The following is a 12,968-nucleotide window of genomic DNA, read 5'->3' on the forward strand; positions in this document are numbered from 1 at the left end:
CGGGCATGGATGACCATGCCCACAGTGGCCGGGATTATTTTTGGGGTGGAATCGGAACCTTCCAATCGATATTCGTGTAACGCTTTTTGTAGGTTTTCAGCTTCAGGGACAATTCCTCCGGTGGTGTAGCCATTTCCTTGATAAACAGGTCTTGTTTCAGAATCTCTCCCTCTTTGGTATGTCTGACGGTCATGGTCGTATAGTCGGGAGTCACTTCATAGCGGTTTCCCGTTCCGTCGCTCAAGATCCACGAAGGCATATCCCAAATCTTCAGATTCCCCTCGATTGTCATGACCCAGATCTCTTCATTAGTTCCGGGATAAATTCCCTTTTTCAGGCCCTTGATCGTATAGGTATCTCCCGTCTCCTCATTGGTTTTCGTTACCGGAGATTGAAGTAACGCGTCAGGACGGATCGAGATGGCAAAATCGGCTCTTTCTTCTTTCTCGATTTCATCCAGGATAAAGGTCAGCGTCTCTGACGGTTCTCCCGGGATGATGGCTGTCTTCCACTGAATGGTTCCCGTTTTTACATTTTCCCCGTTTGGATAGGTAGGGGAAAAGTAGAGTGTACGTCCGCTATTCTTCTCTCCACGCTCAGAAGCTGCTACCACTTCGCCTGTTTGATTGACGATTCGATACGAAAAGCGGTAGCTGTCATCCATAGTAAAATCAGCATCATCGCCTTCCATTTCGCGGACAAGCTGTCTCTCCCGTTCATACGCTTCGTCTGTCACGGATGTCGTAATCTCGAACCGAGTCGCACTTGGTGCATACATGACCTGATCAAAGGAGAACCGGATGCCTTGAGGCGATGTAAAGACGTATTGGACAGGGATCGTCGTCGCTGCTTTTTTGCTTTCTGCGATATTTACCGGTATCTGCAAGGCGAAATTGACCGGTTTGGGGTCGCGGACTCCAATCTCGTGTACATCAAAATGGACGACGATGTCTTCGTCTTTCGGCCATTCATCGAGTACAAACGTGATGTCCCCATAGCCCGGTCCCAATTCATGATCCTCCGGCAATTCGGACAAGACATTCCCTGCTTTGTCAGCCAGATAGATCTTGCTGCCGTCAAAATAGTGGAGATACTGATCGTCCAAGGGGTTGCCGCTTGCATCCTCCAGCGTATAGGTGATGACCAGTCGGGCCGAGTCTGCGACGATATCCTTCACGCGCAAGGTGTATCCCTGATCGCTGACCGTTTGATTGACTGCTGTATTGTAGCCGTTTTCTGCCGCGAATTTTAATCCAAGATCCCCGCTGACCCGACTGACGAAGGAGGATACGTAGGCGGCAAATGTCGGAGAGACATACATGCCAGCTACCCCTGAGAGTAGCAAAATAGCGGAAGCGTAACCCGTAATCGCCTTCCAGCGCAGATTTTTTCGGGAACGAGTCGGTACAGGCCGCGGTTGGCTCGCAGCAAGATCCGATGAAGGTACGCCTTGCTTCGGCTCTATCGAAACATCCTCCAGCTGTCCCATGATGGTATCGACAAATTGGTCTGGCAGGGGAGAAGCGGAGATGGCTTGCTTGAACAACTGGGTTTCTTTGGTCAAGCTGTTTTTATAAGAACGGCAATCCTGGCAATGCAAGAGGTGTTTCTCGATCTCGGTAATCTCCCGGAATTCCATTTCCTCCAATAGACACGCGTCCATTTTTCTCATTATCTCAGCACATTTCACGCAATGTTCCTCCTTCCTTCTTAGGCTGAAAGAGCTCCCGAAGCTTTTGTTTGGCCCGGTGCAAACGCACCTGAAGGGTCGGGATGGAAATATCCAGAATTTCGCTCATCTCTTGATACGTCAGATCCTCCAGATACCGCAACGTGAGTACAATCCGATACGTCTCTGGGAGCCGTTCGATTTGATACCGCAATTCTTCCAGGTCCTCATATTTAAGATAAATCGTTTCCGGACTGTGATCGTCCATCAGCATCAGCTCATCGACTTCCAGCAGGTTCTGTTGTCTTTGGCTGGCGGGTTTCGCGTCTACATACAGATTGACCGCAATGCGGTACAGCCACGATGGAAGGCTTCGCTGCGGATCATAGCTGTGCAAGTAGCGATACGCCTTGATAAAACACTCCTGCGTCAGGTCTTGTGCATCCTGTGGATGACGGACCATGCGAAGGAGAAACGCATAAATCCTGTCCTTGTATTTGTGAATCAGATGGGCGTAGGCTTGTTTATTTCCGTTCAAGACCTGGTTTACCCATTCCTGGTCCTCGTGCATGGATGTCCCTCCCTTGTTTTTTATGCCTTTCATTTAGGACTACAGGGCGTGCCAATCATTTCTTACAGAATTGGGGAGAGAATTTCCATTCCAATGGAAATGATTGCGTTGTCCTCTTTGTTCTATCATAGGAAGAACAATTTTTTACAGATTTACGGGGAAATTTTCATTTTTGATGAAAGAAATCGTCAGAAACCCGGTAGTCAAAAGTGAAGGCAAAAAAACAAAGAGGAAGTGGTTGGTTATGAAAAGAGCATCGATGATTGGCATGCTTGCACTGGCAGTGATGATGGGGGGAGTTCCACTTGCTGCTCCGGTCGATGCAGCACCTGCGATTGTACAGCAGTAGGCCGACTATTATTACGACTTAACTCCAGAGGAGATTGCAAAAAGGAGTGGCCTTCCTGTCCTGCTGCCAGGCTATTTGCCGGAAGGAGATTACTTGCTGGCAGGGATTGTCTACCATGCGAAACAGCAAAGCGTTCATCTTGCCTTTTTAGGCCTCGACGGAGTTCCTTTCCATATGGACATAAAAAAAGGAGGACTGGTGGAGGAATCCGTTGGCTTGAATCAGACCGCGTTCAAAAAAGGCGTTGCTTACTTCGGGAAGGCGGAGAATACGAACCAATTCATATGGGAGGAAGCGGGGGGAGCGGTGTATAAGCTGTCCGGCAGCCTGCCAGAGGAAGAACTGAAAAAGGTAGCGGAATCGATGGGGAAAGGCGAGTACAGCCTGATGAAGAAAGCTACAGTGCTGAATGATCAGGCGAAAATCTTGCACCCGTCCAAGGAATTGGCTTCGACCCTTTTGGGCTATTCTCTCAAGCTGCCGACCGTTTTGCCGGAAGGTGTGGAACTGCGGATCTTTTCCTATACGGAATTTCTGGGCAAGAAGCAGATTTCAATCGTCAATAAAAAGACTGGGCCCGACATCCCGGATATTTTCCTCTACGTACATCAAGGTGATGTCGACGAAGAGATGGAAGGCGTACTGGACGTCAAAAAAATCCCCTTCGGCAATGGCTTCGCCTATACGTATCAAGCTCCTGGATCGAGTGCAAACAAACCATACCTCAAGGAGAGAAACGGATTTGTCTGGTCGCCGGATGAGGGAATCATCTACACAATGCAAAGTGACCTGCCGCTGGAGGAAATCAAGAAAATCGCTGCATCAGTGAATTCAAAGTAAATAGAGGATTCGGTTTATGACGATTGAGTCCATTGGTCCAAATGAGGTATAATTTGGAAAATTGATATCTCAGGAGGATAATAGATTGTCGATATGAGAGATAACACTACGAGATGATCGCATAAAAAGCGAATGGAACGTTGAAGTGAAACCTTTTCGTCTGGCTCGGTACCCGGTAACTGTGGAGCTCTACAATGGAATTACGAACAAAACGTCTTCCTTTTTGAATGCAGAGCGAAAACCGGTAGTGAACGTTTCTTGGCTTGATGCCATTACTTTTTGTAATAAGCTTTCACAGCAAGCGGGACTAAAAGAGTGTTACACGATTAGTCCCGATGGGGAAACCGTTCTTTGCGATTGGGGATCAGACGGTTATCGGCTACCTACGGAAGCAGAGTGGCAATATGCATGTAAAGCCGGGACGACTGGCTATCGATACGGAGAGTTAGATAAAATTGCCTGGTATAGTGAAAATTCAGGAGGCCGAATCCATGAAGTAGGAAAAAAGGAACTGAATCCATGGGGGCTGTATGATATGCTGGGAAATGTTTGGGAGTGGTGCTGGGATTTATATGATGAGAACGTGTACGGATCCTACCGGATTTTTCGGGGAGGGAGCTGGGCAGAAGAGGAAAGGGGATGCGGGGCTACCTGTCGTCGCCGTAGCCATCCTACCTTTCATATCGATGACCTTGGATTTCGGATTGCCAGGTCTTTATGAGGAATCAAAAAAACAAGGCAAAAAAACCGCAGTCTGATTGAATGAGACTGCGGTTTTTCCTGTCTTCTAGGGATTATCCATCTTCTTCGAATAGTGAGTGCCTGCCTCACTGGCGATTAAGCAGGCGATCCTGCAAAGCAATATGCCGTTATCCAAAGATCACTCGATGAGTAATAGTTCAGAGGGAGTGACTTGTTCTGTGAGCAATCTTCCCAGAATGGCATGTTTTCTTGGTCCGCTAAGCAATGTTTGCAGAAGTTGACGACCATAGAAGTATGTAAAAATATACGCTTCGCAAAAAGGACGTTTCAATGATTGGAGTTGAAATAGAGCTTGCTGGTGATCGAGAAGAGCGTATTTCATCAGATAAGAAATAATCTCATGCTCAGGTTTTCCCTCACGCAGCATAAAAGCTGCGTTACACCTAACACCCATAAGCAGATCATTTGCTCTTTGCACCTTTAGCAGATTCGTTGTGTCGGGCTTAATCCCAACCCGTGGAAAGATCTGCTCTGAAAGCCAATTTTGTGCCTCGTCAGAAGGAAAAACAAGTTCATGCGCCAAAAGTGCAAGACCTTCGCTGATTACAAACGAGGGAGAAAGCAAAAAACTTACGTTCTGTTCAAAGTACCCTTTTTTCTTTACCAGATACTCTTCTTTTAACACATATTCAGCGAGGTGGCCGGGGTAACCTTCATGGCAAACCACATACAAAAGATCCGCCAAGTTGAATGGGATGCTTGTATTAATGAGAATGCGTGAATGATAGTTCCCCTGATAATGAGCCAACGCCCGAAAAGGTTGATCTGTGAAAGTTTGTACCTCAATCTTTTCATTTTCTGGCAAATCTATATAGGCACGCATCCGTTGACGCGACTCCATAACAGCCATTTGAACAAGCTCAGGCAATAGCCCAATCTTATTTGTGGGCAATTGATAATGCTCTTTCCAATGCTTCAATCGAGTCTCGACACTACCGTGACCAGGCAAAGCTTCATCATACATCGTGTACGCCTGTTCGAAAGTTGTTTCAGGAAGCCAATTGACATCAATATCAAAAAGGAGGGAAACTTCATCGCTCATCGTAAAAAATTCATCATTCAGCCGTCGACACACAGTCTCTAGTGCTTTTAGTTGTTTTGTTAAAAAGGTTACTCTTCGTGGCTCAAATCCTTGGTCATCGATAGAATTCATCAAATGCTGTGCATCATTTATCAGCTGTTCACCTGATTGTACGGTTTCTCTTTCAACCAATTCTGCCCACTCAGGTGGCCCATAATAATCCAGTAAGGAGTCTTTCGTGCGAGTTTTAATGACCTTATCAATTCTAAGAGCAAGCATAGTGTAATCCCGAAGCCATTTTGTGATCAAACCACTCACCTCACAGTTTTTTAGAATGATACTGCTAGTTTTTATGATTTGGAAGTGTTAACTTACCAATCGAAAATGGCGTAAATAAATGTTGTAGGGAAGGATAAACGGCAGATGCGATCACTATTGATTCGCTGGACATGATGATGAAATCCTCCTTGGAAAACGAATCTCGAAAACCTCCCCGACTGTCGCGGACCTCTGTGGCAGCTAGTCAGTTTCGGCGCGTCGGATCGGCGAGCGCAGCGAAGAGGAGCTGGGGTATCCTTCGTCGCACGCCCTCGGATGGTTGACGAAAACCGTCAACACTTAATTTTTTTGACCTAAACTAAACAATAAAAGAACAAGAAAAACCCTTGAATATCAAGGGTTTCTTCTTTATTGCCAATACCAGTCCTTACCGATTATCCACTTTCTCCGGATACAAATCGTGATTCATCATCCGGTAATTCGCCATCTCCTCATACTTCGTACCCGGCTTGCCGTAGTTGCAGTACGGATCGATGGAAATCCCGCCACGCGGCGTAAATTTGCCCCATACCTCGATATAGCGCGGCTCCATCAGCTTGATCAGGTCGTTCATGATGATGTTGACGCAATCCTCGTGGAAATCCCCGTGATTGCGGAAGCTGAACAGATACAGCTTCAGCGATTTGCTCTCTACCATTTTGATATCCGGAACGTAGCTGATGTAGATGGTAGCGAAGTCAGGCTGTCCGGTAATCGGGCAGAGACTGGTGAATTCAGGGCAGTTGAATTTAACGAAGTAATCGCGGTACGGATGTTTGTTGTAAAAAGTTTCCAAAACATCTGGATCATACGTGTAGTTGTACGTGGTGCCCTGGTTGCCCAGGAGCGTGAGTGAAGACAAGTCTCGTTCTTCGTGATTGGCCATTTCGTTACTACCTCATTTCATCTTTCGTTATCGTTATACCCCGCGTTTATTGCCCCAGACCAGGGCGTGCAGCTGCGGCAACACCTTGGCATCGTTCATGTCAGGGGCAGCCATCGCCTGGTCAATCAGCCATTCAAAGGACTGCAACAGCTTCGAACGCAACTGCTCGGTATCGGCGTCGGTCAGATCGCCATTGCCCGGCTGCAGGAAAAAAGGTACTTGCGGGTAGCGTCGATGGATCATGCGCGCATAGGAAAAATCCTCGTCATCAAACACAACGACCTTCAGACTGACACCCTGATGACCGCCATCGATAAGGCGATGGACGATCTGATCCAGCTTGTCCAAATCCGTCTGCATCCCGGAGCTGGGCGGTTTGGGAGAGATCGTCACATCGTCGATCTGTGCGAGCCAATCCTGCCATCTGCTGCCTTGCGTCTCCACAGCAGTGCGAATTCCTTTTTCTTGCAATAGCGATATCAGCGATCCGATGCCTTCAATCAGCGCGGGATTGCCGCCGGAAATCGTGACATGGGAAAAGCGGTCTGCTCCGAGACGGTACAGCTCTTCCCAGACTGCCTCAGGAGACATCTGCCTGATCTCGTCTCGCGCTGTGCCATCCCAGGTAAAAGCAGAATCGCACCAGGAGCAGCGGTAGTCACAGCCAGCGGTGCGCACGAACATCGTCTTTTGCCCGATGACCATCCCTTCCCCCTGGATGGTTGGTCCAAATATTTCCAATATAGGAATCAGGCTCATTCGACCATCCACTCCCGTCTTGCTTCGGCGTAGCTGGTCGGCGTCTCATACAGGCGGACGAATTCCACCCGCGCGCCTTTGTAACGGTCGCGGTAGGTGCTGGACTGCAATTGCTGCTCCATCTGCTCGAAGATCCAGACGACCATGTTTTCCGCCGTTGTATTCATCGGGGGGAGCATTTCGTTGAGATAGCGGTGATCCAGATAGATTTCGATGTGCTTCTTCCAGATTTCCTTGATGTCGCCAAAGTCGATGACCAGTCCGATTTCGTCCGGAAAGCCGCTGATCCCGAAGACGACCTTGTACGTGTGTCCGTGCAGGTTCTTGCATTTTCCCTCGTAGGCGTGCAGATGGTGTGCCGCATCGAAGGTAAATTCCTTGCTGACCATCACGCGCTTGTTGTGGTAGCGAAGCTGTGAATGATCGATATCAGTGCCCAATGTCTGCATGCGCTCCACGATTTTAAAGTCGAAGTAGGCGCTCATCAGGCATCGGCTCCTTGTGCCGTTTTTTCGGAAAGGTAGGCGCCGAGTCCGGCTTTTCGCAGGCGGCAGGCAGGGCATTCGCCACAGCCGTCTCCTTTGATGCCGTTGTAGCAGGTAAGGGTTTTTTCGCGGATATAGGTGAAGGCACCCAGGTCGTCAGCGAGCTTCCACGTCTGCGCCTTGTTCAGCCACATCAGCGGCGTGTGGATCACGAATGGATAATCCATTGCCAGATTAAGCGTCACATCGAGCGATTTGATAAACGCGTCGCGGCAGTCCGGATAGCCGCTGAAATCCGTCTCGCATACGCCAGTCACGATATGGCGCGCGCCTTTTTGCTTGGCAAAAACAGCGGCAAACGAGAGGAACAGCAGGTTGCGGCCGTCGACAAATGTAGACGGGAGCTGACCTTCTTCCTGAGTGATTGCGATGTCGGTGCGGGTGAGGGCATTGGGCGCGAGCTGGTTCAACAGGCTCATGTCCAATACGGTGTTGCTCACGCCGAGCTCCCGGGCAATCTGCTGGGCGCATTCGATCTCCAGCTTGTGGCGCTGCCCGTAGTCGAACGTGATCGTTTCTACTTCGCCGAATTGTTGTTTGGCCCAAAAGAGGCAGGTCGTACTGTCCTGACCCCCGCTGAACACAACGACGGCTTTTTCCTTTTTCATGCTCTCCATCTCCTTTTGGTTAGTGGAAGAAAGAGAGTTCTTGAACATGCTCATAAAAAACAAAATAAAACAATACCCCGATCGAGTACTGTTACCACAATAGTTTTTTATAGAGGGAGTTCGCGAACCTCTCCCATGCCTAGGCATGGATTTCGTGTGGTGGAGCAGGCGTCTGCTTGCCCTTCGTCATTATACTACAATCGGCGGGCGTGTGGGGCGGATAAAAAAGGCGATAAGCACCATAATGTAGATGAAGTTTGCAGCTGCAGCACGCATTTACATTCAATAGACGGGGTGTTTCTTGCACATGGCATTTGAAAAATGGAACAAGCAGTTTATCGCTGGACAGTGGCGGGAGGGGAAAAGCGAGACAGTCGCGACCGATGAAAACCCGTACGATCAAAGCGTTTTGACGCAGATTCGTCTCGCCAATCAAGAAGACATCGACGAAGCGTACAGGGCAGCCAAGGAAGCGCAGAAGGAATGGGAACAGGTAAATGCCTATCAGCGGTCCGCCGTCATGGAGCGGGCTGCGGAGCTTCTGAAAGAAAGGCGGGAGGAGATCGTTCGCATTCTTGTCGAGGAAAACGGCGCCTCCCAGTTGAAGGCCAATATCGAGGCTGATGCCGCATTGGGGATTCTCAAGGAAGCCGCTACCTTTCCGATCCGCATGCAAGGCAAGATCATGCCTTCGGTCATCCCGGGAAAAGAAAACCGCATCTACCACAAGCCTGCAGGTGTCGTCGGGATCATCAGTCCTTTCAACTTTCCCTTTCACTTGACCATGCGCTCGCTGGCTCCGGCACTTGGAGCGGGAAATGGCGTAGTTTTGAAGCCGGATCTGCAAACCATGATTTCGGGAGGGCTATTCTTAGGGAAACTTTTCGAGGATGCCGGGATTCCCAAAGGACTGCTCAATGTGACCGTATGCAAAAGCTCCGAGATCGGAGATGCTTTCGTGGAACATCCGATCCCGCGCATCATCTCCTTTACCGGCTCGACGCCAGTAGGCCGCCACATCGGGGAGCTGTGCGGAAAACACCTGAAGCGCGTGGCGCTGGAGCTTGGCGGCAACAATGTGATGATCGTCCTCAAGGATGCAGACATCGACAGAGCGGCGGGTTCAGCTGCGTTCGGCAAATTTCTCAACAGCGGCCAAATCTGCATGTCGCTAAACCGGATCATCGTCGAACGTCCTGTGTACGACGCATTCCTGCAGGCGTTTGTTGAGCGGGCTTCCCGTCTGCGCTACGGCGATCCGCGCAATGCAGATGTCGTGGTCGGCCCGCTGATCAACAACAAGCAAGTGGTGCGGATTCAAAAATTGATCGATGACAGCATCGCAGCAGGGGCGAAGTTCGCCTTGCAAGGGAAGGTGGAAGGCAACGTATTCGCGCCAACGATTCTCTCTCATGTAACGAACGATATGCCGATCGCCCAGGAGGAAATCTTCGGACCAGTGGTCGGTGTCATCGCCGTGGACAGCGAGGAAGAGGCGATTCGGGTGGCCAATGACAGCGAATACGGCTTGAGCGGAGCGGTGCATGCAGGGTCCATCGAACATGGCGTCGAGGTAGCGCAACAGATCGAGACGGGCATGATCCACGTCAACGACCAGGGAGTCAATGATGAGCCAATCGTCGCGTTTGGCGGCGAAAAGGCTTCTGGATTGGGTCGTTACGGCGGGGAATGGGCGTTGCATGAGTTCACGACCGTCAAGTGGATCTCCGTCCAGACCAAGCCAAGAGAATATCCGTTCTAAAACGGCGATCATTCATTCCCCGGGAAAGTTTCGGGGAATTTTTTTCATAAAGCGGATTGACAAAGGAAAATTCATGCAGTAACATCTTAACAAAATGTTATTAACAATATGATAATAACAAAGGAGTAATAACATGAGTGAAAACCATTCTGCGGAGCAAATGTTCCTCAAGGAGTATGATGTCAATCAATACGTACGTCCTTCCGTGTCCGTGGATATGCTGCTCTTCACTGTCACGGAGGAGGAGTCAGAGAACTACCGGAAACGATCCGACAAGTCGCTGAAAATCCTTTTGATCAAGCGCAAGGAGCATCCGTTCTTGGGGCAGTGGGCACTGCCGGGAGGATTTGTCTCTGCGCACGAGAGCATTGATGAAGCTGCGATCCGGGTGTTGGAAAAAGAGACCGGTCTTCGGGATGTCTACCTGGAGCAGCTGTACACGTGGGGAGATATTGGCAGAGATCCGCGAACGCGCGTGATCAGCTGTTCCTACATGGCCCTGATCAACAGCGATCTCTATCCCTTGCAGTCCGGAGAAGGGACGGAGGATGCGAAATGGTTCCACGTCTCAGATCACTGGACACAGAAGAAGACCACAGTTACGGAAAATGGCTTCATGATCGAAAAGTGGGTGGAGCTGCGCCTGGGCAGCGGCGCGGATGCGGCGACTGCGACAGTGAAAACGACCAAAATCGTCGAGCATGGACACTCCAAGGTCGTGCAGGAAATCGAGGAAGCGCACAATCTCGCCTTTGACCATGCCAAAATGATTGTGTATGCCCTGGAAAGACTGCGCAACAAGGTGGATTACACCGACATCGCGTTTCACCTGCTGCCCGAATATTTTACCCTGTCTGATTTGCAGCAGGTGTTTGAAGTGATCCTGGGCAAAGAACTGCTGGCGGCTGCCTTCCGCCGCAAAGTAGCGGATAAGGTGCTGGAGACCAATCACATCCGCCGCAATGCAGGGCATCGTCCATCAAAGCTGTACCGCTACAACCCGACATGGGACGATGAATTGTAACGATATTTGCAAACAACGGGGAGGTTGTTTCGATGTTGAAGGATTGGACTTTGTTTGAAAAAATTTGGCTCGTACTGTTCACCATCGTAAATATTTATCTGTTCTTTGCCTTTGAAGATTCTCTGCTTGGCCTGATCTCTTCTTTATCTGGAATGCTATGCGTGGTCTTGGTCGCGAAGGGGAAAATCTCCAATTACTACTTTGGGATCATACAGACGGGCACGTACGCATACATTTCGTTCGGTTATTCGCTGTATGGAGAAGCGATGCTCAACGGTCTGTTTTATTTTCCCGCCCAATTCATCGGCTTGTACATGTGGTCCCGCCATCGCACCCAAACCAGCATTCAGGGAGAAGATGTCGCGGTCAAGCGCCTGACTAAAAAAGGCTGGATGATCCTTATCCTCATCGCGGTTGTCGGCAGCATTCTCTACGCTGAGCTGTTGCATGTCATCGGCGGCCAGGAGGTTCGATTGGATTCAGCCGCTGTTGTGCTGTCGGTACTGGCGCAGATTCTGATGCTGAAGCGATACGCCGAGCAATGGGCACTCTGGATCGCGGTCAATGTCCTCTCCATTTCGCTGTGGGTGGTCACACTGATCAAGCAGGGCGGCAATGACATGAACATGGTCGTCATGTGGTCCGCTTTCCTCGTGAACTCGATCTACGGCTATTACAACTGGATCAAATTGAGCAAGGTCCAGAAACAGGAAGAGGTGCACTCCCAATGAAACCCGGCACGGTTGGCATGTACGGAGGAAAATTCCTTCCCTGCCCGCACATGGGGCATGTGTACGCGATGATACGGGCGTCGACCATGGTGGATGAACTGCATGTCATCGTGACGTATGACGAAGCCTATGAGCAAAAGCTGTGTGAAGACGGCGTCATCCCCTATATTCCGGTGCGGGTCCGCTTGCGCTGGTGGACGCAATTGACGAAAGAGATGCCGCATGTTCACGTCCATGCCGTCCATCAGCCGGAGACGGGTCAGATGGCCGATTGGCACATCGGCGCACAAGGAATTCTGGCTGCAATTGGCAAGCCGCTGGATGCGGTATTCAGCTCCGAGACTGCGTACACGCCGATTTTTGGGGAGTTATATCCAGATGCACAGCACATCCTGATCGACCCCAAACGGGAGGTCTACCCCATCTCCGGCTCCATGCTGCGCAAGGAAGGCGTCCTGAAGCATTGGAACATGCTGCCCGCGATCGTCCAGCCCCACTTTGTGAAAAAAGTGGTCGTGGTAGGGACGGAGAGCTGCGGAAAGTCCACGCTGGTACGCAATCTCGCCAACCTGTACAACACGACCTATGTGGAGGAATGGGGTCGGACGTACTACGAGCGTTTGGGCAATTGTGAAGATATTACGCTTCCCGAGGACTATCCCGAGATCGCCTTTGAACACAAATATCATGAAAAGGTGCAGGGAGCCAAAGCCAATAAAGTGCTGTTCATCGATACGGAAGCGATTGTGACGCAGTATTTTTCCATGCTCTACGTAGGCAAAAGACAGCCGATCCTGGACGAGATCGCGCGGCTGCAGCAATACGATCTTTGGCTGTTTCTGGAGCCGGATGTGGAATGGGTCGATGACGGCACCCGTTCCTTCGGCGAAGAGCAGGTGCGGCAAGAGAACAATCGACTGCTCAAGGAATTGCTGAAGGAGTTTGGAGTGCGTTGCCACAGCATTTCTGGAAACTACCAAGAACGGCTCGAGCAGGCGATGGTTCACGTCAATGCGCTGCTGGATCGGACTTTGGTGCAGAACAATAAAATGAAATAAAATCATGTGAAACGATATGTACACATGGGGAAATTTTCCTTATACTCAGACGGTATTGACTGAGA

13 protein-coding genes and 1 riboswitch are annotated in these 12,968 nt (G+C 50.0%); of the genes, 6 read left to right on the forward strand and 7 right to left on the reverse strand.

All coding sequences use genetic code 11. From position 1 onward, the window contains the following. Positions 1–34 precede the first annotated feature (34 nt). Together EDM58_RS11360 and EDM58_RS11365 are read right to left on the reverse strand one after the other, a co-directional pair. Entirely contained in the window at positions 35–1,690 is a 1,656-nt protein-coding gene (locus EDM58_RS11360) for a DUF4179 domain-containing protein (protein WP_122913445.1), read from the reverse strand. Beyond that, a complete protein-coding gene (locus EDM58_RS11365; protein WP_183187489.1) occupies positions 1,677–2,240 on the reverse strand; it encodes an RNA polymerase sigma factor in 564 nt (187 codons plus the stop codon). The genes EDM58_RS11360 and EDM58_RS11365 overlap by 14 nt, the downstream gene beginning before the upstream one ends. 523 nt (positions 2,241–2,763) lie before the next feature. On the opposite strand from EDM58_RS11365, the gene EDM58_RS11370 reads away from it, so the two are divergent. Then, complete coding sequence (locus EDM58_RS11370) at positions 2,764–3,429, forward strand: DUF4367 domain-containing protein (RefSeq protein ID WP_148039319.1); 666 nt, start codon at positions 2,764–2,766, stop codon at positions 3,427–3,429. Positions 3,430–3,529: 100 nt separating this feature from the next. Continuing rightward, positions 3,530–4,150 carry a formylglycine-generating enzyme family protein gene (locus EDM58_RS11375; RefSeq protein WP_122913448.1) on the forward strand — a complete coding sequence of 207 codons (621 nt, stop codon included), beginning with the start codon at positions 3,530–3,532 and terminating at the stop codon, positions 4,148–4,150. Positions 4,151–4,309: 159 nt separating this feature from the next. On the opposite strand, the gene EDM58_RS11380 is transcribed toward EDM58_RS11375, so the two are convergent. The 5 genes from EDM58_RS11380 to queC form a co-directional block, all read right to left on the reverse strand. Further along, a complete protein-coding gene (locus tag EDM58_RS11380; RefSeq protein ID WP_122913449.1) occupies positions 4,310–5,521 on the reverse strand; it encodes a hypothetical protein in 1,212 nt (403 codons plus the stop codon). A 397-nt stretch (positions 5,522–5,918) separates the two neighbouring features. Beyond that, positions 5,919–6,416, reverse strand: coding sequence for a preQ(1) synthase (gene queF, locus EDM58_RS11385; protein WP_122913450.1), 498 nt, complete (start codon positions 6,414–6,416; stop codon positions 5,919–5,921). Positions 6,417–6,449: 33 nt separating this feature from the next. Then, complete coding sequence (gene queE, locus EDM58_RS11390) at positions 6,450–7,175, reverse strand: 7-carboxy-7-deazaguanine synthase QueE (RefSeq protein WP_122913451.1); 726 nt, start codon at positions 7,173–7,175, stop codon at positions 6,450–6,452. Further along, positions 7,172–7,660 (reverse strand): 6-carboxytetrahydropterin synthase QueD, encoded by a 489-nt coding sequence (gene queD, locus EDM58_RS11395; RefSeq protein WP_122913452.1) that lies wholly within the window; start codon positions 7,658–7,660, stop codon positions 7,172–7,174. Before queD ends, queE begins: the two co-directional genes overlap by 4 nt. After that, positions 7,660–8,328, reverse strand: coding sequence for a 7-cyano-7-deazaguanine synthase QueC (gene queC / locus EDM58_RS11400; protein WP_122913453.1), 669 nt, complete (start codon positions 8,326–8,328; stop codon positions 7,660–7,662). Before queC ends, queD begins: the two co-directional genes overlap by 1 nt. A gap of 99 nt (positions 8,329–8,427) precedes the next feature. After that, a riboswitch (PreQ1 riboswitch) is annotated at positions 8,428–8,465 on the reverse strand. A 170-nt stretch (positions 8,466–8,635) separates the two neighbouring features. Between queC and EDM58_RS11405 the strand changes: the two genes are divergently transcribed. The 4 genes from EDM58_RS11405 (at position 8,636) to nadR (ending at position 12,903) form a co-directional block, all read left to right on the forward strand. Next, positions 8,636–10,090 carry an aldehyde dehydrogenase family protein gene (locus EDM58_RS11405; protein ID WP_122913454.1) on the forward strand — a complete coding sequence of 485 codons (1,455 nt, stop codon included), beginning with the start codon at positions 8,636–8,638 and terminating at the stop codon, positions 10,088–10,090. Between the two features lie 133 nt (positions 10,091–10,223). After that, on the forward strand, positions 10,224–11,114 hold the full coding sequence (locus tag EDM58_RS11410) for an NUDIX hydrolase (protein WP_023558014.1): 891 nt from the start codon (positions 10,224–10,226) through the stop codon (positions 11,112–11,114). A 32-nt stretch (positions 11,115–11,146) separates the two neighbouring features. Further along, entirely contained in the window at positions 11,147–11,845 is a 699-nt protein-coding gene (gene pnuC / locus EDM58_RS11415) for a nicotinamide riboside transporter PnuC (RefSeq protein WP_122913455.1), read from the forward strand. Then, a complete protein-coding gene (gene nadR / locus EDM58_RS11420) occupies positions 11,842–12,903 on the forward strand; it encodes a multifunctional transcriptional regulator/nicotinamide-nucleotide adenylyltransferase/ribosylnicotinamide kinase NadR (protein ID WP_122913456.1) in 1,062 nt (353 codons plus the stop codon). The genes pnuC and nadR overlap by 4 nt, the downstream gene beginning before the upstream one ends. Positions 12,904–12,968: the final 65 nt, after the last annotated feature.

Origin of the sequence: Brevibacillus panacihumi (assembly GCF_003710985.1) — a bacterium.
GTDB classification, from domain to species: Bacteria; Bacillota; Bacilli; order Brevibacillales; family Brevibacillaceae; genus Brevibacillus; species Brevibacillus panacihumi.